Origin of the sequence: Enterobacter sp. HNDS-6, from assembly GCF_039850505.1 — a bacterium.
In the GTDB taxonomy this organism is placed as follows: Bacteria; Pseudomonadota; Gammaproteobacteria; order Enterobacterales; family Enterobacteriaceae; genus Enterobacter; species Enterobacter kobei.
Map to the genome: position 1 here is coordinate 958,568 of NZ_CP156673.1, position 19,969 is coordinate 978,536.

General features: G+C 58.0%; 20 protein-coding genes. 12 read left to right on the plus strand and 8 right to left on the minus strand.

Going from position 1 to position 19,969, the window contains the following annotated elements:
• Nucleotides 1–12: 12 nt before the first annotated feature.
• The 4 genes from ABFI50_RS04370 to hycA all read right to left on the minus strand — a co-directional run bounded on the left by ABFI50_RS04370 (nucleotide 13) and on the right by hycA (nucleotide 3,895).
• The gene (locus tag ABFI50_RS04370) at nucleotides 13–936 is read right to left on the minus strand and encodes a respiratory chain complex I subunit 1 family protein (RefSeq protein ID WP_180262244.1); all 924 of its coding nucleotides are present in this window, start codon (nucleotides 934–936) and stop codon (nucleotides 13–15) included.
• Nucleotide 937: 1 nt separating this feature from the next.
• Nucleotides 938–2,752 (minus strand): formate hydrogenlyase subunit 3, encoded by a 1,815-nt coding sequence (hycC, locus tag ABFI50_RS04375; protein WP_347485455.1) that lies wholly within the window; start codon nucleotides 2,750–2,752, stop codon nucleotides 938–940.
• Nucleotides 2,749–3,357 carry a 4Fe-4S dicluster domain-containing protein gene (locus tag ABFI50_RS04380; protein ID WP_047027321.1) on the minus strand — a complete coding sequence of 203 codons (609 nt, stop codon included), beginning with the start codon at nucleotides 3,355–3,357 and terminating at the stop codon, nucleotides 2,749–2,751. The genes hycC and ABFI50_RS04380 overlap by 4 nt, the downstream gene beginning before the upstream one ends.
• A 73-nt stretch (nucleotides 3,358–3,430) precedes the next feature.
• On the minus strand, nucleotides 3,431–3,895 hold the full coding sequence (gene hycA, locus ABFI50_RS04385; protein ID WP_014885007.1) for a formate hydrogenlyase regulator HycA: 465 nt from the start codon (nucleotides 3,893–3,895) through the stop codon (nucleotides 3,431–3,433).
• Between the two features lie 210 nt (nucleotides 3,896–4,105).
• Between hycA and hypA the strand changes: the two genes are divergently transcribed.
• From hypA to ABFI50_RS04435, 10 genes are all read left to right on the plus strand, one after another.
• The gene (hypA, locus tag ABFI50_RS04390) at nucleotides 4,106–4,456 is read left to right on the plus strand and encodes a hydrogenase maturation nickel metallochaperone HypA (protein ID WP_032635694.1); all 351 of its coding nucleotides are present in this window, start codon (nucleotides 4,106–4,108) and stop codon (nucleotides 4,454–4,456) included.
• A gap of 3 nt (nucleotides 4,457–4,459) precedes the next feature.
• Nucleotides 4,460–5,323, plus strand: a complete 864-nt coding sequence (hypB, locus tag ABFI50_RS04395) for a hydrogenase nickel incorporation protein HypB (protein WP_196347858.1) — start codon at nucleotides 4,460–4,462, stop codon at nucleotides 5,321–5,323.
• Complete coding sequence (locus ABFI50_RS04400; protein WP_032635693.1) at nucleotides 5,314–5,586, plus strand: HypC/HybG/HupF family hydrogenase formation chaperone; 273 nt, start codon at nucleotides 5,314–5,316, stop codon at nucleotides 5,584–5,586. Before hypB ends, ABFI50_RS04400 begins: the two co-directional genes overlap by 10 nt.
• Before the next feature lie 3 nt (nucleotides 5,587–5,589).
• Nucleotides 5,590–6,711 (plus strand): hydrogenase formation protein HypD, encoded by a 1,122-nt coding sequence (gene hypD, locus ABFI50_RS04405; protein WP_063434612.1) that lies wholly within the window; start codon nucleotides 5,590–5,592, stop codon nucleotides 6,709–6,711.
• Entirely contained in the window at nucleotides 6,708–7,718 is a 1,011-nt protein-coding gene (gene hypE / locus ABFI50_RS04410) for a hydrogenase expression/formation protein HypE (RefSeq protein ID WP_023331173.1), read from the plus strand. The genes hypD and hypE overlap by 4 nt, the downstream gene beginning before the upstream one ends.
• 64 nt (nucleotides 7,719–7,782) lie before the next feature.
• Nucleotides 7,783–9,855 (plus strand): formate hydrogenlyase transcriptional activator FlhA, encoded by a 2,073-nt coding sequence (flhA, locus tag ABFI50_RS04415; RefSeq protein ID WP_023331174.1) that lies wholly within the window; start codon nucleotides 7,783–7,785, stop codon nucleotides 9,853–9,855.
• Between the two features lie 154 nt (nucleotides 9,856–10,009).
• Nucleotides 10,010–11,008, plus strand: a complete 999-nt coding sequence (locus ABFI50_RS04420; protein ID WP_023331175.1) for an ABC transporter substrate-binding protein — start codon at nucleotides 10,010–10,012, stop codon at nucleotides 11,006–11,008.
• Nucleotides 11,008–12,045, plus strand: coding sequence for an iron chelate uptake ABC transporter family permease subunit (locus ABFI50_RS04425; RefSeq protein ID WP_014885014.1), 1,038 nt, complete (start codon nucleotides 11,008–11,010; stop codon nucleotides 12,043–12,045). The genes ABFI50_RS04420 and ABFI50_RS04425 overlap by 1 nt, the downstream gene beginning before the upstream one ends.
• On the plus strand, nucleotides 12,045–12,806 hold the full coding sequence (locus ABFI50_RS04430; RefSeq protein ID WP_014885015.1) for an ABC transporter ATP-binding protein: 762 nt from the start codon (nucleotides 12,045–12,047) through the stop codon (nucleotides 12,804–12,806). Before ABFI50_RS04425 ends, ABFI50_RS04430 begins: the two co-directional genes overlap by 1 nt.
• 16 nt (nucleotides 12,807–12,822) lie before the next feature.
• Entirely contained in the window at nucleotides 12,823–14,043 is a 1,221-nt protein-coding gene (locus ABFI50_RS04435) for an MFS transporter (RefSeq protein ID WP_014885016.1), read from the plus strand.
• A gap of 5 nt (nucleotides 14,044–14,048) precedes the next feature.
• Here the strand turns inward: ABFI50_RS04435 and ABFI50_RS04440 are convergent, their stop codons facing one another.
• Nucleotides 14,049–14,393: a nitrous oxide-stimulated promoter family protein gene (locus ABFI50_RS04440; RefSeq protein ID WP_193970333.1), complete on the minus strand. Its 345-nt coding sequence runs from the start codon at nucleotides 14,391–14,393 to the stop codon at nucleotides 14,049–14,051.
• Nucleotides 14,394–14,568: 175 nt separating this feature from the next.
• Here ABFI50_RS04440 and ABFI50_RS04445 point away from each other — a divergent pair, with 175 nt between their 5' ends.
• Nucleotides 14,569–14,799: a SymE family type I addiction module toxin gene (locus ABFI50_RS04445; protein ID WP_014885018.1), complete on the plus strand. Its 231-nt coding sequence runs from the start codon at nucleotides 14,569–14,571 to the stop codon at nucleotides 14,797–14,799.
• A 113-nt stretch (nucleotides 14,800–14,912) separates the two neighbouring features.
• The gene (mutS, locus tag ABFI50_RS04450; RefSeq protein ID WP_179121166.1) at nucleotides 14,913–17,474 is read left to right on the plus strand and encodes a DNA mismatch repair protein MutS; all 2,562 of its coding nucleotides are present in this window, start codon (nucleotides 14,913–14,915) and stop codon (nucleotides 17,472–17,474) included.
• Nucleotides 17,475–17,566: 92 nt separating this feature from the next.
• Here mutS and ABFI50_RS04455 read toward each other — a convergent pair whose 3' ends face one another.
• Genes ABFI50_RS04455 through ABFI50_RS04465 form a run of 3 tightly spaced genes read right to left on the minus strand, consistent with a single transcriptional unit; the run spans nucleotide 17,567 to nucleotide 19,818 of the window.
• Nucleotides 17,567–17,788, minus strand: coding sequence for a non-oxidative hydroxyarylic acid decarboxylases subunit D (locus ABFI50_RS04455; RefSeq protein ID WP_003862116.1), 222 nt, complete (start codon nucleotides 17,786–17,788; stop codon nucleotides 17,567–17,569).
• Nucleotides 17,789–17,798: 10 nt separating this feature from the next.
• Nucleotides 17,799–19,226, minus strand: coding sequence for a non-oxidative hydroxyarylic acid decarboxylases subunit C (locus ABFI50_RS04460; RefSeq protein ID WP_032635686.1), 1,428 nt, complete (start codon nucleotides 19,224–19,226; stop codon nucleotides 17,799–17,801).
• Nucleotides 19,216–19,818: a non-oxidative hydroxyarylic acid decarboxylases subunit B gene (locus tag ABFI50_RS04465; protein ID WP_014885021.1), complete on the minus strand. Its 603-nt coding sequence runs from the start codon at nucleotides 19,816–19,818 to the stop codon at nucleotides 19,216–19,218. The genes ABFI50_RS04460 and ABFI50_RS04465 overlap by 11 nt, the downstream gene beginning before the upstream one ends.
• Nucleotides 19,819–19,969 lie beyond the last annotated feature (151 nt).

Genomic DNA, 19,969 nt, shown 5'->3' on the forward strand with positions numbered 1-19,969 from the left:
CACTCTCTTTAATCACGCCACCAGCAAGGAGACGAACGCTAAAAATGCAAAGCCAAAACCGGCCCAGGTGATGCGCGAGGTCGCCACAAAACGCAGACGCGCCATGCTGTTCTCGAACAGCGCAATCACCAGCACGCCGATAAGCAGCTTGATCGCAGCAACCACGAAGGCCAGCACCAGGCCGCCCGCGGAAAAGTGCGTCATCTGCCCCCACGGGAAGAAGACGCCGACAAACATCTGCAACACCACCAGCTGCTTGAGGCTGATCCCCCACTTCAGTACCGCAAAGCCGTAGCCGCTGTATTCGGTGAGTGGCCCCTCCTGTAATTCCTGCTCGGCTTCCGCGAGATCGAACGGCAGTTTGCCCATCTCAATAAACGTGGCGAACGCGCAGGCGCAGAGTGCCAGCACCAGCGGAATGGAGCGGCTTATCGGCCAGTGATAAACGGTATGGGTGATAAAGCTGATATGGGTGGAGCCTGCGACCTGCGCGGCGACCCACAGCCCCAGCAGCAGGATCGGCTCAACCAGCACACCCAGCATCGCCTCGCGACTGGCACCGAGGCCGGTAAACGGACTCCCGGTGTCCAGACCCGCAATCGCAAAGAAGAAACGGGCGATGGCGAAGAGGTAGATAAGCGTGATCAGATCGCCGAGCGCAGGCAGCGGTGAGCCCACCGTGACGACGGGCAGCGCGGTGGCGATGGTGAGCATCACGCCAACCATCACAAACGGCGTCAGGCGAAAGACCCAGCCTGCAGCATCGGGCGCCACGCTCTGGCGAGAGAGCAGCTTGAAGAGATCGCGGTACTCCTGGAGCACGCCAGGCCCGCGACGGTTGTGCATCCGGGCGCGCGCCACGCGCGTGATGCCCGAGAGCAGCGGCGCAACGGCAAACAGCACCAGCGCCTGAAGAATTGCCAGTAACAGACTCATGTCAGGCTCCTCGTGAAATCACAATGACCACCAGCACCGACAGCTCAATCAGCGCCAGACGGCGGAACAGTGCGGGCGCAGCAGCACTCTGCCAGCCCAGAACCCAACCCTGCGGGTTGAGCCAGTGGCGCAGCTTCAGCACGGCGGCGAAGTTCTCTTTTACCGGCATGGCGAAACCGTGGGCGGTGATGACCATTGACTGCTCGTGTTCGTAGCCGCAGGCCCAGGCTGCGCTGCGCGCACGGGAGGCGAGTCGATCGCGTTTAAAGAACAGCATCAGCACGAACGGCAGCAGCGGAGAGGCAATCAGCAGCAGGGCTATCATCGGTTGGGAAACGGTGGTTTGTGCCGTCTCAAGCGGCAACGGAATAGCGTTTCCGAGCAGCGGCAGCAGCCACGGCGCGGCAATCCCACCCGCGATGCAGCACAGCGCCAGCGCAACCACGCTGGTGGCCATCAATACCGGTGCACAGCAGGCATTTTCAGCCTCACGCGTGCGCGGTGCGCCAAGGAAGGTAACGCCGTAGACTTTCGCCATACACATCACCGCCAGCGCCCCGGTAATCGCCAGGCCGACCGCCAACAGCGGCCCCAGCAAACGGCCGATAAACGCATCGCTCTGACCGAGCGCGAAGAAAGACTGGTAGATCACCCACTCGCCGGCAAAACCGTTCAGTGGCGGCAGCGCGGCCATCGCCATCAGCCCCACCAGCATCGCCAGGGAAATCACCGGCATCTTTTTGCCAATGCCGCCGAGCTTTTCGATATCCCGATGACCGGTGCGGAACCAGACGCTGCCCGCGCCGAGGAACAGGGTGCTTTTAAACAGGCTGTGGTTGACGAGGTGATACAGACCACCGATAAACCCGGCGGCAATCAACGCGGGCTGATTCAGCGCCAGACCGGTGACGCCCGCGCCAAGACCGAGCAGGATAATGCCGATATTTTCGAGCGTGTGGTACGCCAGCAAACGCTGGATGTTGTGCTCCATCAGCGCGTACAGGCCACCCACGAACGCGGTGATCATCCCGGCCAGCAGCAGCACGACACCCCACCACAGCGGCGGTTGCCCGCTGGTCAGCGTGAGTACCAAAATCCCGAATAAACCCACTTTCATCACCACCACAGAGAACAGCGCGGCGGCGGGCGCGGAGGCATTGGCATGCGCCTGCGGCACCCAGCCGTGCAGCGGGATGATCCCGGCGAGCAGGCCAAAGCCCACAACGCCCAGCAGCCAGACGTCATTCCCCAGCGAATAACCCTTAAGCGCTGAGAAATCCAGCGTGCCGAAGCGTTGCCACACCAGCCAGCAGGCCAGCGCCAGCAGCAGCGTGCCGAGGCGACCGAGAGCAAACCACAGCTTGCCGGAGGCGCTACAGCCCGTCAGGAACACGCCGCACAGGGCCATAATTTCGGCCATCACCACCAGCGCGCCAAGATTGCTGGCGATAACGGTGCAGACCGCCGTCGCCATGAGCAGGTTTACCAGCAGACCATTAGCTCTGGTGTGCTGGTGGCGGTGCCAGTCGATATTGAACAGGCTGACAAACAGCCCGCACAGACCGAACGTCACCAGCCAGATGGCATTCAGCGGCGTAATCTCAACGCTGTGACGAATCAGCGGCATCACGGCCTCTGTGGATTGCCCCCCCAGCAGAACGACACCGCCTGCCGCGAGCGTCATCAGGCTGCCGAGCGCCCCGCCGATACCGGCTATCCAGCCGCTCAGTATTTTATGGAAAGAGAAGAGCAGCGCCAGCACGGCGGCGGCCGCAAAGTACGCTACGGCGCTGTTAATCATGTCTATCGCGTTCATTTCGCCCCCTCGTTAAGCGCCTGCAGAAGTGAAAGATCGCCGATGTCAGTATTAATGGTCAGCTCGCGCTTGCGTTTGCTGGTACGGGCGATATCGCGGATGTTAACCAGAATGAGCGCCTTGGTCGGACAGGTCCGCACGCAGGCCGGTCCCTGTTCATCAAAGCTGCACAGGTCACACTTCACCGCCACGGCGCGGATGCCGGGAACCCAGTCCAGTAGCGTACTTACGCGTGCCGGAGCCGGTGGCGCGGGCGGCGCTTTCGGGGAGTTGGCATTGGCCGGAATGTGCAGCGGACGGCTGCCGGAAAATTCAATGGCGCCGAACGGGCAGGCAATGCCGCACAGCTTGCAGCTGACGCACAGGCTTTCGTTCAGCTGGACCGCGCCATCAACGCGGGTGATGGCATTCACCGGACAAACACCCGCGCAGGGGGCATCTTCACAGTGGTGGCAGAGCTGCGGAGCAGACTCTTTTTCATTACGCATGACGCGAAGGCGCGGCATGGACTGCAGCCCGTGCAGGCGGTGAGTTTCCGAACACGCCGCCTCACAGGTTCGACAGCCAATACAGACCGTCGAGTCAGCAATTACAAAACGGTTCACCGGGCAATCCTCAGGTGATGGTCATTTTTGACGACGAAAAGCTGTCTTCTCGACACTTTTCGACACTCGGTTCTCAGGCAACGTTTGCGGAAGGGTTTCCGGCGATCAGCTGTTTCAGGTCGACCGGTAAGTCGTGTTCAACCGCGTGATAAAGCCCGTTGTAAACCGGCGCGATTTTCTCCAGATAGTGTTCAAGCACCTGCTGGCGATCGCGGTTGCTGACGTAGCCATCGACCATGCCGTCAGCCATCAGTTGCGCTTGCGCAATACACTGTTTTTCACCCTCTTTGTTCTCGACGTAGTACTCAATGGTGTGGCTGTTAAAGCTGTCTGCCAGGGTGACAAAGACCGTGAAGTGGCCGAAGAGGACAAAGCGCATATCGCCTTGCGCCGCACAACTCATCGCATGATGCAGACGCGCTTTTGACAGGGTGATCCCCTGAACCAGAGAGTTGCAGTAGAGGTGCCACTGCTCCTGTAGCTGCTGGTGGCGCTGCGCGATGTAATCCGCTTTTTCGCTGATTTCCCAAATAGTCATAAAAGGTATCCGGTTAATGGAGATAGCGGCTGTTAAGCAGATTCCGTGCCAGTTTTTAATTAACTGATTTTATTGGTCTTTAATTTCAAAACTGCTGTCAACGCGGCGGTGTCGACGTGTCATTTCGACAGCATTGACATCGTCACGCCCTGACAAAATACAGGCTGGCACTGTTATTGCATTACCGGGGCAATTCATTGAGGAGGCGTCATGCACGAAATCACCCTCTGCCAGCGAGCGCTTGAACTTATCGAACAGCAGGCAGTGCAAAACCACGCGAAACGCGTCACCGGCGTCTGGCTGAAGATCGGGGCATTTTCCTGCGTCGAGACCAGCGCCCTGACCTTCTGTTTTGAGCTGGTATGCCGCGGCACGCTGGCGGAAGGCTGCGAACTGCATATCGACGAGCAGCAGGCGGAGTGCTGGTGCGAGCAGTGTCAGCAGTACGTCACGCTGCTCTCCTCAAAGGTTCAGCGCTGTCCGCAGTGCCAGCGTACCGGGCTGCGGATCGTGGCGGATGACGGTATGCAGATCCAACGCCTCGAAATCGAGAAGGAGTAATGTATGTGTAGTACCTGCGGTTGCGCCGAAGGCAACCTGTATATAGAAGGGGACGAACACCGCCCCCACTCCGCGTTTCGCTCCGCGCCCTTTTCCCCTGCCCCGCGTCCTGCGGCAGTTCTGACCGGCATTACCTTTGCGCCGCAACGCTCTGACGCGGGCGACCTGCACTACGGCCACGGCGAAGCGGGCACTCATGCGCCGGGCATGAGCCAGCGGCAGATGCTGGACGTCGAGATCAACGTGCTGGACAAAAATAACCAGCTCGCGGCCCGCAATCGCGCGCGCTTTGCCGCCCGCAAACAGCTGGTGCTGAACCTGGTCTCCAGCCCGGGTTCAGGCAAAACCACGCTGTTAACAGAAACACTCAAGCGCCTGAACAAACGCGTCTCTTGCGCGGTGATCGAGGGCGATCAGCAGACCGTAAACGATGCCGCGCGCATTCGTGAAACCGGCACCCCGGCGATTCAGGTCAACACGGGCAAAGGCTGCCATCTGGATGCGCAGATGGTTGCCGATGCCGCACCGCGTTTGCCGCTTGAAGAGAGCGGCATCCTGTTTATTGAAAACGTCGGTAACCTCGTGTGCCCGGCGAGCTTTGACCTCGGCGAGCACCACAAAGTCGCGGTGCTCTCCGTCACCGAAGGGGAAGACAAGCCGCTGAAGTACCCGCATATGTTTGCCGCCGCCTCCCTGATGTTGCTGAACAAAGTCGACCTGCTGCCGTACCTGAATTTCGACGTGGAGAAATGTCTGGCGTATGCCCGCGAAGTGAATCCGGAGATTGCGATCGTGCTGGTCTCCGCCACGCGCGGCGACGGCATGGACGCATGGCTAAACTGGCTGGAGAGCGAACGATGTGCATAGGCGTACCCGGACAAATTCAGGCAATCGACGGTAACCAGGCCAGGGTAGAGGTCTGCGGTATATTGCGCGATGTGGATCTGACGCTGGTGGGCTGTACCGATGAAACCGGCGCGTCACGTCTCGGCCAGTGGGTGCTGGTCCATGTGGGCTTTGCAATGAGCGTGATTAACGAAGCGGAAGCCCGCGACACGCTGGATGCGCTGCAAAACATGTTTGACGTGGAGCCTGACGTGGGCGCCCTGCTGTACGGCGAGGAGCGGTAGCACATGCGTTACGTTGATGAATACCGCGCGCCAGAACAGGTACTGCAGCTTATCGGGCACCTGAAAACACGGGCGGCGCTGCTGAACAACACGAAAGAAAGGCCGCTGCGGATCATGGAGGTGTGCGGCGGACACACGCACGCCATCTTCAAATTTGGCCTCGACCAGCTACTGCCAGATAACATCGAGTTTATCCACGGCCCCGGCTGCCCGGTCTGCGTGTTGCCAATGGGCCGCATCGACAGCTGTATTGAAATTGCCAGCCAGCCTGACGTCATTTTCTGTACCTTTGGCGATGCGATGCGCGTGCCGGGGAAAAATGGCTCGCTGCTGCAGGCGAAAGCGCTCGGTGCGGACGTGCGGATCGTCTACTCGCCAATGGATGCCCTGACGCTGGCGAGGGATAACCCTGAGCGCAACGTCGTCTTTTTTGGGCTGGGTTTTGAAACCACTATGCCCGCGACGGCCATTACGCTGCAGCAGGCCAAAGCCCGCAACGTCACTAATTTTTTCTTTTTCTGTCAGCACATCACGCTCATTCCCACGCTGCGCAGCCTGCTGGAGGAGCCGGATAACGGTATCGACGCCTTTCTGGCGCCGGGACACGTCAGCATGGTGATTGGCACAGACGCCTACGGTTTCATCTCTGAACAGTACAATCGTCCGTTAGTGGTCGCTGGTTTCGAGCCACTTGATCTACTGCAAGGTGTGACCATGCTGGTTGAGCAGAAAATAGCGGCCCTGAGTGCGGTCGAAAACCAGTACCGCCGCGTGGTGCCCGATGCGGGAAATGAACGGGCCCAGCAGGCCATTGCCGACGTGTTTAGCGTTGAAGGCGACAGCGAGTGGCGCGGTCTGGGGCTGATTGCCGAATCCGGCGTGCGCCTCACGCCAGCCTATCGCGCGTTTGATGCAGAAACACATTTCCGCCCGCAGCCGCAGCAGGTGTGCGACGATCCCCGTTCTCGCTGTGGCGACGTGCTCACCGGTAAGTGTAAACCTCATCAATGCCCGTTATTTGGCAACACCTGTAACCCGCAAACCGCGTTTGGCGCGCTGATGGTCTCCTCCGAAGGGGCATGCGCCGCGTGGTATCAATATCGCAACCAGGAGTGTGAAGCATGAACACGGTGGAAATGGCGCACGGAAGCGGTGGGCAGGCGATGCAGCAGTTGATTAACCGGCTGTTTATGGAGGCTTTTAACAACCCCTGGCTCGCCGAGCAGGAAGACCAGGCGCGCATCGCGCTCTCGACACTCACTGCCCAGGGCGACAGGCTGGCGTTCTCCACCGACAGCTACGTCATTGACCCGCTGTTTTTCCCGGGCGGTGATATCGGCAAGCTCGCCATCTGCGGCACGGCCAACGACGTTGCCGTCAGCGGCGCCATTCCGCGCTACCTCTCCTGCGGGTTTATCCTTGAAGAGGGGCTGCCGATGGAGACGCTCACGGCGGTGGTCAACAGCATGGCACAGACGGCGCGCGAGGCGGGGATCGCTGTCGTCACCGGCGATACCAAAGTGGTTCAGCGCGGCGCCGCCGACAAACTGTTTATCAACACCGCCGGGATGGGCGCGATCCCCGCCGACATCCACTGGGGCGCACAGCAACTTAGCGTGGGCGACGTTCTGCTGGTGAGCGGCACCCTGGGATGCCATGGCGCGACGATTCTTAATCTGCGTGAAGGGTTAGGGCTGGACGGCGAACTGCGTAGCGACTGTGCAGTGCTTACCCCGCTTATTCAGACGCTGCGCGCCATTCCTGGTGTGAAAGCCCTGCGCGACGCCACCCGTGGCGGCGTGAATGCCGTCGTCCACGAGTTCGCCGTAAGCTGCGGGTGCGGGATTGAACTGACCGAGCGTGGTCTGCCTGTCAAACCCGCCGTACGCGGGCTGTGCGAGATGCTAGGGCTTGATCCCCTCAACTTTGCGAACGAAGGCAAGCTGGTGATCGGCGTTGAACGCGCAGCGGCGGAATCTGTCCTGGCCGGGCTGCGGTCGCATCCATTAGGGAAAGATGCCGCCATCATTGGGGAAGTGGTTGAGCGCAAAGGGGTGCGCCTGACCGGGCTTTACGGCGTGAAGCGCACACTGGATCTGCCGCACGCTGAACCGTTACCCCGAATTTGCTAGAACCGCGCCATAAGCGGTCAGCACTGAATGTCTCTTTTCTGCCAGTTTCAATTGGAAAGCAATAATGCCGTATACACCGATGAGCGATCTTGGACAGCAGGGCCTGTTTGATATCACGCGCACACTTTTACAGCAGCCCGATCTCAGCGCGCTAAGCGATGCTTTGACGCGACTGGTCAGGCAATCAGCCCTGGCAGACAGCGCCGCAATTGTGCTCTGGCATAGCGGAACGCAACGCGCGAGCTACTACTCAACGCGTGATAATGGCAAAACGTTTGAATACGAAGATGAAACGTATCTGGCGCATGGTCCGGTGCGCCGCATTCTCTCCCGTCCGGAAGCCCTGCACTGCAATTTTGAGGAGTTCAGGATGGCGTGGCCGCGGCTTGCCGGGAGCAACCTCTATCAGCCTTTTGGCCACTACAGCATGCTGCCGCTGGCGGCGGAGGGCCATATCTTTGGCGGCTGCGAGTTCATCCGCACGACCGACCGGCCCTGGAGCGAAGCGGAGTACGAGCGTCTGCACACCTTTACCCAGATTGTGGCCGTGGTGGCAGAGCAGATCCAAAGTCGCGTCACCAATAACGTGGATTACGACCTGCTGAGCCGCGAGCGCGATAACTTCCGCATCCTGGTGGCAATCACTAACGCCGTGCTGTCACGTCTCGATATGGATGAGCTGGTCAGCGAAGTCTCAAAAGAGATCCACCACTATTTCAAAATCGACGCTATCAGTATTGCGCTGCGGGGGCATCGCAAGGGCAAGCTGAATATCTATTCCACGCACTATCTCGATGAAGCCAACCCGGCGCATGAGCAAAGTGAAGTGGATGAAGCGGGCACCCTTTCTGAACGGGTATTCAAAAGCAAAGAGATCCTCCTGCTTAACCTGAGCGAACAGGATCCGGTGGCGCCGTATGAGCGAATGCTGTTTAACACCTGGGGCAACAAGATCCAGACCCTGTGCCTGCTACCGCTGATGTCCGGCAACACCATGCTTGGCGTGCTGAAACTGGCGCAGTGTGATGAAGCCGTGTTTACCACCGCCAACCTGAAGCTGCTGCGCCAGATTGCCGAGCGTATCTCCATCGCGCTGGATAACGCCCTCGCCTATCAGGAGATCCATCGCCTGAAAGAGCGGCTGGTGGACGAGAACCTGGCCCTGACCGAGCAGCTTAATAATGTGGACAGCGAGTTTGGCGAAATCATCGGGCGCAGCGATGCGATGTACAGCGTCCTCAAGCAGGTGGAAATGGTGGCGCAGAGCGACAGCACGGTGCTGATTTTGGGTGAAACCGGCACGGGTAAAGAGCTGATTGCCAGAGCCATCCACAACCTGAGCAATCGCAACAGCCGCCGGATGGTGAAGATGAACTGCGCGGCGATGCCTGCGGGCCTGCTGGAAAGTGACCTCTTCGGCCACGAGCGCGGCGCATTTACCGGGGCCAGCAGCCAGCGCCTGGGGCGTTTTGAACTGGCCGATAAAAGCTCGCTGTTCCTCGACGAAGTGGGCGATATGCCGCTGGAGTTGCAGCCTAAACTGCTGCGCGTCTTGCAGGAGCAGGAGTTTGAGCGCCTTGGCAGCAACAAGCTTATCCAGACTGACGTGCGGCTGATTGCCGCCACCAACCGCGACCTGAAAAAAATGGTCGCCGACCGCGAATTCAGAAGCGATCTCTACTATCGCCTGAACGTCTTCCCGATCTGCCTGCCCCCGCTGCGCGAACGTCCGGAAGATATCCCCCTGCTGGTAAAAGCCTTTACCGCGAAGATCGCCCGCCGAATGGGGCGAAATATTGACAGTATTCCTGCCGAAACGCTACGCACCCTCTCGTCGATGGAGTGGCCGGGTAACGTCCGCGAACTGGAAAACGTCATTGAGCGTGCGGTGCTGCTCACGCGTGGCAATGTGCTGCAACTCTCCCTTCCGGAGGTTTCTCTGCCTGAAACGACCGTGACCGCAGCCGAGATCGCAAAAGAGGGAGAAGATGAATATCAGCTCATTATGCGCGTGCTGAAAGAGACGAACGGCGTGGTTGCCGGCCCGAAAGGGGCTGCCCAGCGTTTAGGCTTAAAACGCACGACCCTGCTGTCGCGCATGAAGCGCCTCGGGATTGATAAAGAGAACCTGCTGTAAGTCCGCAATCTGGCGGTGTTATTCTGGCACCGCCTTTTGTCACCCTGCGCAATTGTCCCTCATTGACACAAAATCGTTTCCTCTGTATAAAATTCCGCCTTAATAATGAGTTTCATTTGCATCAAAAAATAATTTTAATGAAGGGTAGCGTTTAATGAAAAAGGTCATCTGCGCGTTGGGCCTGGCGATTGCGTCGGTCAGTTCTGCTCTGGCAACCACATATCCTCTGACCATTGAAAACTGTGGTTATAAAGAGACCTTCACCAAAGCGCCGGAACGCGTCGTGGCCCTGGGTCAGAATACCGTCGAAATTTTGCTCCTGCTCGGCCTGCAGGATAAGGTGAAGGCCAGCGCCTTCTGGCCGACCAAAGTGCTGCCGCAGCTGGCTGAACAGAACGCAAAAATCAAAACCCTGACGGTAGAAATCCCTACGCTTGAATCTATCCTTGCGCAAAATCCTGATTTTGTACCTGCCCAGCTTCCTCTGTTACTTGGGCCTGAGAGTAAGGTCGCAAAACGTGAAGATTTGGCGACCGTCGGTGTGAATAGCTACGTCTCACCGGGCATGTGCGCGACCAAAAAAGCCACAGGAGATATGTACGGCAGCCGCCAGAAGCTGTGGGACATGACCTATCTCTATAAGGAGATTGAGGATTTTGCCAAAATCTTTAACGTGGAAGATCGCGGCCAGGCCGTCATTGCCGATTTCAAAAAACGTGAGGCTGACCTGCGCCAGGAGTTTGGTAAAAACAAAAAGGACCTCTCCTTTGTTTTCTGGTTCTCAAGCTCCTCTCCTTCGGCTGATGCTTACGTCGGCGGTAAAAACAGCGCCTCCGGATTTATTGCCAACGTGCTGGGCGGGCACAACGCCATTACATCTGAAACCGAATGGCCAACCGTGGGCTGGGAAAGCATTATTGCCGCTAATCCGGATGTGATTGTGGTCTCCAGCCTGGACCGTAACCGCTGGGCGCTGGATAACGCGGAAGAAAAAATCAAATTCCTGAAAAACGATCCTGCCGTCAGCCAGCTTGATGCCGTCAAAAAAGGCCATATCGTGGTGATGGACGGCCAGGCGATGAACCCAACGATTCGTACAATTTACGGTGCTGAACAGGTGGGTGAACAGCTCAGAAAACTGGGGCTGAACTGATGACAGCCGCTGTACTTCAGGCCCGCCAGGGCCTGTTCCTGACCACGTCTGCTCTGCTTGCCATTGTACTGTTGTTTCTGGTCATCGCCCTTGGCGTCAGCGTCGGTGAACTGTCCATCCCGCTGGATAACGTGTTTTATGCTATCAGCAATAAAATGGGGCTCACCGAGGTTCCGCTCAACCGCATCTATGAGAGCGTTATCTGGGACTTTCGCCTGAGCCGTGCGCTGGTTGCTGCCTGCTGTGGCGCCGGGCTAGCCATCTGCGGTGCCGTCCTGCAAAGTCTGTTGAAGAACGCGCTGGCGGAACCCTATGTTCTCGGCGTGTCTGCGGGGGCCTCAACCGGAGCGGTTTCCGTCGTGGTGCTGGGTGTGGGAACGGGAGCCGTTTCGCTCTCAGCTGGGGCCTTCGCGGGTGCCTTCGCCGCCTTTGCATTTGTCGCTTTTCTGACAAACGGCGCACGCGGCGGCAATGAACGCACTATTCTGGCAGGCGTTGCGGCTTCGCAGTTGTTCAATGCCATTACCGCCTACACTATCAGCACGTCAGCCAGCGCACAGCAGGCGCGAGATGTCATGTTCTGGCTGCTGGGCAGCTTCAGCGGCGTACGCTGGCCGGAATTCCAGCTGGTACTGGTGGTGGTCCTGCTGGGGTTAGCCGTTTGCCTCTACTATTCCCGGGCGCTGGATGCCTTTACGTTTGGTGACGACGCTGCCGCATCGCTGGGGATTGCCGTTCCCTGGGTACGCCTGGCGTTATTTATCACGACCGCACTGATTACCGCGACCATCGTCAGTATGGCAGGCTCCATCGGCTTTGTGGGGCTGGTGGTTCCGCACGTCATGCGTTTCCTGTTCGGACCTTTGCATCGCACGCTGCTCATTGCCAGCGCGCTGGCCGGGGCGATCCTGATGGTGCTGGCAGACATTGCCTCACGCATGCTGATTGCGCCGCAAAGCCTGCCCGTCGGCGTAGTGACCGCACTGGTGGGCGTTCCCTTCTTTGCCGTGATTATTTACCGTTCAAGGAATAAGTGATGAGTATCTGCGCTGAAAATATTACCTGGAAGGTCGGCAAAAAGGCGATCGTCAATGACGTCTCGCTGAAGGTCTCCCGGGGGGAAACCGTCGGCCTGCTGGGCCCAAACGGCTGCGGAAAATCGTCTCTTTTGCGTATCCTCGCGGGACTGCGTCGCCCGGATGCGGGCCGCGTGACGCTGGACGGGCAGGACATCTCCCGCATCGCCAAAAAGCAGCTTGCCCGCCGGGTAGCGTTCGTTGAGCAGCACGGGATGACCGACGCCAACATGCGCGTGCGCGACGTGGTGAAACTTGGACGAATTCCGCACCACTCTGCTTTTTCCAACTGGAGCACGCACGATGACGAGACCGTCACGGCGGCACTGCAACGCGTGGATATGCTGGATAAAAGCGACCAGGGCTGGCTGAGCCTCTCCGGCGGAGAGCGCCAGCGGGTGCACATTGCCCGCGCGCTGGCCCAGACCCCAACGGAAATCCTGCTGGACGAACCGACCAACCACCTGGACATTCATCATCAGATGCAACTGATGCAGCTGATCAGCGAATTACCGGTCACCAGCATTGTCGCTATCCACGATCTCAACCACGCCTCGATGTTCTGCGACTCGCTGATTGTGATGCAGAAGGGGCAAATTGTGGCGACGGGGACACCTCAGGACATCTTATCCGAGTCGTTGCTGTGGGATGTTTTCCGGGTCAAAACCAAAATTGAGATCTCGCCGTTCCATGGCAAAAAGCACATCCACTTTATCGTTTAGGGGCGCGTAAATCACAATGCTCCTTCGCCCAGCCGCCACGCTCTGGCCGCCCGTCTTACTGGGTAGCCAGTTTGTTTTCAACATTGGCTTTTACGCCGTCGTTCCTTTCCTGGCGATATTCCTGCGCGACGACATGCTGCTCTCCGGCGGACTGATCGGGCTGATTCTGGGCCTGCGCACCTTCTCCCAGCAGGGGATGTTTATCGTTGGCGGTGCCCTCTCGGACCGGTTTGGCGCGAAAGTGGTTATCCTCAGCGGCTGTATTGTTCGTGTTTCAGGTTATCTGCTGCTGGCCTTCGGGGAATCGCTCTCGCCGATTATTGTGGGCGCATGTCTGACGGGCATCGGCGGCGCATTATTTTCCCCTTCGATTGAGGCATTGCTGGCCAAAGCGGGCACGCACAGTGAGGCGAAAGGGACACGAAGCCGGGCGGAGTGGTTTGCACTGTTTGCAGTCTGCGGGGAACTCGGCGCGGTACTGGGCCCGGTTGCTGGCGCCCTGTTAACGGGACTTGGCTTCCGCCAGGTGGCGCTGGCGGGTGCAGGGGTCTTTATTATTGCGTTAGTGGTGCTCTACTTCTGCCTTCCTGCTTCTGGCCGCCGTTCGCAAACGCTGAAAATACAGCCCTGGTGGACAACCTTCCGCCAGCCTCGCTTCGTCGCCTTCATCATTGCCTATAGCTCATGGCTGTTAAGCTACAACCAGCTTTATCTGGCGCTGCCGGTGGAGATCCAGCGATCTGGTGGTAACGAGAAAGATCTCGGTCCGCTTTTTATGCTCGCCTCCGTGCTGATCATTACCTTACAGCTGCCGCTGGCACGCTTTGCCCGCCGCGTGGGCGCGGTGAGGATCCTGCCGGTGGGCTTTTTGCTGCTTTCTACGGCCTTCGCGAGCGTAGCGATGTTTGCAGCGACTGAACCGCCGGAGGGCTGGTTACGGTTGCTGCCGTCGGTCTTATTTGTCACGTTACTGACGCTGGGACAAATGCTGCTGGTCCCCTCGGCAAAAGATCTCATTCCGCGGTTCGCCGAGGAATCAACGTTGGGGGCGCATTATGGCGCACTCGCCACCGCCGGAGGGATGGCGGTACTGGCGGGAAATTTGTTGTTTGGCAGTCTGCTGGATCGCGCGCTGGTGCCTTCGGCTCAGGCAATATACCCCTGGCTGCTGCTGGCCCTCTTCCCGTTGTGCAGCGCCCTGGCCCTGCAGGTAATTTGCCGCCCACTGCGAAGCTGAACGGCTCACTTTTTCGGGCGATACTTTTCCGGTAATTCCGGCACCGGACGACGATCGTCAATCAGATGACGAACGGTCAGGACAGGATGATGCCATAACATGCGTGGCCCCGCCCAGCGCATAATCTGCTTCATTTCTTCCCGCTTTGCGGGCTGGTAGCAGTGTACCGGACACTGTTTACAGGCAGGCTTTTCTTCACCAAAAACACACTTATCCAGGCGCTTATCGGCATACGCGTTCAGCGCCTGATAATGCCCCTCTTCCCGAGACGCCTGCGGGCACTGCTTTTCAAACAACGCGATCATTTTCGCGATAGTCTCTTTTTCTCGTGATATGCGTTTACCGGACATAGCGACTTACCGATTAATAAGATGCATCAATAATACTCTTTTAAACCCTGAATTTCAGTTGTTGCATTCCGTTTTCTGAAGCCTGATTCCAGCATTAATGCTACACCTCCTGAAAATCACGGGTATTTTATACAGGCATCAGGAGTGACCGTTGTCCGTATTGTCTGGAGGTTCTATGCAAGAGATCGCGACTGGCAAACCCTACCGCCATTTAAAAGTGGGATATTTCAGAAAACGTCACGAGGATCGAAAAACTAAGATACCTAAGCGTTACAGCGTACATGCGGCGTTGAGCTTAAAAGGGGACTGGCTTGAAAAGGCGGGCTTTACTACCAACGCCCAGGTCAGGGTGGGCGTGGAGCATGGCAAAATTGTCATCGAGTTGATGCCGGAAGGCACGTCGTAAAGCCGCGACATTTTTCTGCGACATCGCTTTTTTTCATGCGACAATAGCAGGAACTAACGGCCACTGAGCCGCTCAAAACGGTTTCTTTTCAAAGAAATGGACATCATAACTCCATGAGCACAATCGACAATTTCGACGCACATACGCCGATGATGCAGCAGTATCTGAAGCTGAAAGCACAGCATCCGGAAATCCTGCTGTTTTACCGTATGGGCGATTTTTACGAGCTGTTTTATGACGATGCCAAACGTGCATCGCAGTTGCTCGACATTTCGCTGACCAAACGTGGCGCATCGGCAGGTGAGCCCATCCCGATGGCAGGCATCCCGCACCATGCGGTAGAGAACTACCTGGCCAAACTGGTCAATCAGGGAGAATCCGTCGCCATTTGCGAACAGATTGGCGATCCGGCGACGTCGAAGGGGCCGGTTGAACGCAAAGTCGTGCGCATCGTCACGCCAGGTACCATCAGTGATGAAGCCCTGCTTCAGGAGCGCCAGGATAACCTGCTGGCGGCGCTGTGGCAGGACGGCAAAGGGTTTGGTTATGCCACACTGGACATCAGCTCCGGGCGTTTTCGTCTGAGTGAACCCGCTGACCGTGAAACGATGGCTGCAGAATTGCAGCGCACCAACCCGGCTGAGCTGCTCTATGCCGAAGATTTCGCCGAGATGGCGCTGATTGAAGGTCGCCGAGGTTTACGCCGTCGCCCGCTGTGGGAATTCGAAATAGATACCGCGCGCCAGCAGCTGAATCTGCAGTTTGGCACCCGCGACTTGATCGGTTTTGGCGTTGAAAATGCGCCGCGCGGGTTGTGTGCAGCAGGTTGTCTGCTGCAATACGTGAAAGACACCCAACGCACCGCCCTGCCGCATATCCGTTCTATCACCATGGAGCGCCAGCAGGACAGCATCATCATGGATGCCGCCACGCGCCGCAACCTGGAGATCACGCAGAACCTGGCGGGTGGCATAGAAAATACCCTCGCGTCGGTCCTCGACAGCACGGTGACGCCGATGGGGAGCCGTATGCTGAAACGCTGGCTGCATATGCCCATTCGCGATACGAATACGCTTGTCTGCCGTCAACAGACGATTGCCGCATTGCAGGATCGTTACACCGAGCTGCAGCCCGTTCTGCGCCAGGTGGGCGATCTCGAGCGTATCCTTGCCCGTCTGGCATTGCGCACCGCGCGCCCACGCGATCTCGCACGTATGCGTCATGCTTTCCAGCAGTTACCGGAACTGCGTGCTCAGTTGAGCGACGTTGACAGCGCTCCGGTTCAGAAACTCCGTGAAACGATGGGCGAGTTTACCGAGCTTCGCGAACTGCTGGAACGCGCCATTATCGATGCGCCTCCGGTTCTGGTGCGTGACGGCGGCGTCATTGCCCCTGGCTACAACGAGGAGCTGGACGAATGGCGGGCGCTGGCAGACGGTGCAACGGATTATCTTGATAAACTGGAAATCCGCGAGCGCGAGCGTCTTGGGCTCGACACCCTGAAAGTGGGGTATAACGCGGTACACGGTTACTATATTCAGATCAGCCGCGGGCAGAGCCATCTGGCACCAATTCACTACGTCCGTCGTCAGACGTTGAAAAACGCCGAGCGCTACATTATTCCCGAGCTGAAAGAGTACGAAGACAAAGTGCTCACCTCGAAAGGTAAAGCACTGGCGCTGGAAAAACAGCTGTATGAAGAGCTGTTTGACATGCTGATGCCACACCTGGCCGATCTGCAGCTTAGCGCCAGCGCGCTGGCGGAACTGGATGTGCTGGTGAACCTGGCTGAACGCGCGGAAACGCTGAACTATACCTGTCCGACCTTTACCGACAAGCCCGGTATCCGCATCGCTGAAGGCCGTCACCCGGTGGTCGAGCAGGTACTGAATGAGCCGTTCATCGCCAACCCGCTGAACCTCTCGCCGCAGCGAAGAATGCTGATCATTACCGGGCCAAACATGGGCGGTAAAAGTACCTATATGCGCCAGACCGCTTTGATTGCGCTGCTCGCCTATATCGGCAGCTACGTCCCGGCGCAACACGTTGAGATTGGCCCTATCGACCGTATCTTTACCCGCGTCGGGGCGGCAGACGATCTGGCGAGCGGTCGCTCAACCTTTATGGTGGAGATGACCGAAACGGCTAACATTCTGCACAACGCGACGGAACACAGTCTGGTGCTGATGGACGAAGTCGGACGCGGAACATCAACCTACGATGGCCTGTCGCTGGCATGGGCCTGCGCTGAAAGCCTCGCGAACAAAATCAAAGCCATGACGCTGTTCGCCACCCATTACTTCGAGCTGACGCAGCTACCGGAGAAGATGGAAGGGGTGGCTAACGTCCACCTTGATGCGCTGGAACACGGCGATACCATCGCCTTCATGCACACGGTGCAGGACGGTGCGGCGAGCAAGAGCTATGGCCTGGCCGTCGCGGCGCTGGCTGGCGTACCGAAAGAGGTAATTAAGCGCGCGCGTCAGAAACTGCGTGAGCTGGAAAGCCTGTCACCGAATGCGGCGGCGACGCAGATTGATGGCACGCAGATGTCGCTGCTTGTGCCTGCGGAAGAGACGTCGCCTGCGGTGGAAGCACTTGAGAATCTCGACCCGGATTCACTGACGCCGCGTCAGGCGCTGGAGTGGATTTATCGGTTGAAGAGTCTGGTGTAGTTCTCTGCGATCTTTATTGCCCGGTGGCGCTGCGCTTACCGGGCCTACGGGTTTTGTAGGCCGGGTATAGCGAAGCCGCCACCCGGCTTTTTTTACAGCAGCGGTGGGATCGTCGGCACCTGCGGTGCCTCGTCAATATCCTTCTGCGTCATACGAAACGCTTCCGGATAATGTTCACGGCTGGTGCGGCGCAGCGGCTCGGTATCGCGCCAGGTATAGAGACAATGCTGGCACTGATAAACCGTCCAGACCCCCTTCACGGGTGATGTCGCCATCACTTCAATATGTTCATCGGCACAACGTGGACAAATCATCTTTTCCTCCTTATTGACGTGCTGCCAGCATCGCGGTCAGTTTTTCAGCCCAGGCTTTGGTCTCAGGCAGATCCTGTACCGGCTGGCTATAGTGGCCTCGGGTATCCGGGGCGACAGGCGTCGTCGCATCAATAATCAGTTTGTCGGTAATGCCCGCCGGGCTGGAGCCTGGGTCGAGTTCAAGCACCGACATGTTCGGCAGTTGCACCAGATCGCCTGCCGGGTTGACCTTCGATGACAGCGCCCACATCACCTGCGGGAGGTTGAACGGGTCAACATCTTCATCCACCATAATCACCATCTTCACGTAGCCCAGGCCATGCGGCGTAGTCATGGCACGCAAACCGACCGCGCGGGCAAAACCGCCGTAACGCTTTTTGGTGGAGATAATCGCCAGCAAACCGTGGGTGTACATCGCGTTCACCGCCTGCACTTCCGGGAATTCGGCTTTCAGCTGCTGGTATAACGGCACGCAGGTGGCTGGGCCCATCAGATAGTCAATTTCGGTCCACGGCATACCGAGGTACAGGGATTCGAAAATCGGTTTCGTGCGATAAGAAACTTTATCAATACGTACCACCGTCATATTACGGCCACCGGAATAGTGCCCGGTAAACTCTCCAAACGGCCCTTCGATTTCACGTTTACGACCTTCAATCACCCCTTCCAGGATCACTTCAGAGCCCCACGGTACATCGAAGCCGGTCAACGGTGCGGTGGCAATCGGGTATGGGCTTTCGCGCAGGGCACCCGCCATCTCATATTCTGACTGATCGTATTTCAGCGGCGTCGCGCCCATCAGGGTGATGATCGGATCGTTGCCGAGAGTAATTGCAATCGGCAGATCTTCCCCACGCTCTTCCGCTTTATGCAGATGCAGGGCGATATCGTGCATCGGCACCGGCTGCAGGCCGAGCTTGCGCTTACCTTTCACCTCCATGCGATAAATGCCGACGTTCTGCTTGCCGAAATTATCCGGGTCAAGCGGATCGCGCGAAACAACGCACGCTTTGTCGAGATAAAAACCACCGTCTCCGTCATTCAGGCGAAACAGCGGCAGGATGTCGAACAGGTTGATGTCTTCACCGTCCACCGTATTCTCAGCCCAGGCCGGGTTGGCGCGGCGCTCCGGTGCGATGGGGAATTTATCCCAGCGGCGGATAAACTCGTCGATCTGTTTTTTTACCGGGGTATTCGCAGGCAGCCCCATCGAAATGGCGTGGTTCTGCCAGGAGCCGATGGTGTTCATCACCACGCGGGCATCGGTAAACCCGCGAATATTGTCAAACCACAGCGCGGGCGCACCGTCGCCAATGCGACCGGTGGCGTTGGCTGCCGCCGCCAGATCCGGCTCCGCATTCACCTCTTCCTCAATTTTCAGCAGTTGCCCTTGCTCATCGAGTGCCTGCAGAAAGCTTCTCAAATCATCAAATGCCATTTTTATTCTCCTGTGAAAAATCTTTCGCCTCCCGCAGCCCATTCCAGCGGCGTGCCTTTTTATGCTCCAGACCAAACTGGTCGAGCACGCGGGTCACGATATGCTGGGTGATGTCATCGGCGGTCTGCGGATGGTTGTAATACGCAGGCATGGGCGGCACCATCGCCACGCCCATTCGGGAAAGCGCCAGCATGTTCTCCAGATGGATGGTGCTGAGCGGCGTTTCGCGGGGAACCAGCACCAGCTTGCGCCCCTCTTTCAACACCACATCCGCCGCACGGCCCACCAGCCCTTCGGCGTAGCCTGCGCGGATCCCCGCCAGCGTTTTCATGCTGCAGGGAATAACGATCATGCCGTCGGTACGAAACGACCCGGAGGAGATAGTGGCGGCCTGGTCAGCCGGGCTGTGGACAACGTCAGCCAGCGCAGCAACGTCCTGCGCGGTGTAAGGCGTTTCCAGCTCGATGGTGGTTTTAGCCCACTTCGACATCACCAGATGCGTTTCCACCTCAGGCATCTCCCGCAGCGCCTGCAGCAGCGCCACGCCCAGCGGAGCCCCCGTCGCCCCCGTCATTCCCACGATCAATCTCATTCATCACCTCAATTAATTTGTTCGTGTACGAACATTATAGGTAAACTACTCCCGGATCGTTTTTCTGACAAGATCGTTCGCATACGATCACACTAATTGCTAAAAAATGCCGCGTTATCATCCCGGGCTTTAGCGGCTATCATAGGGGGAG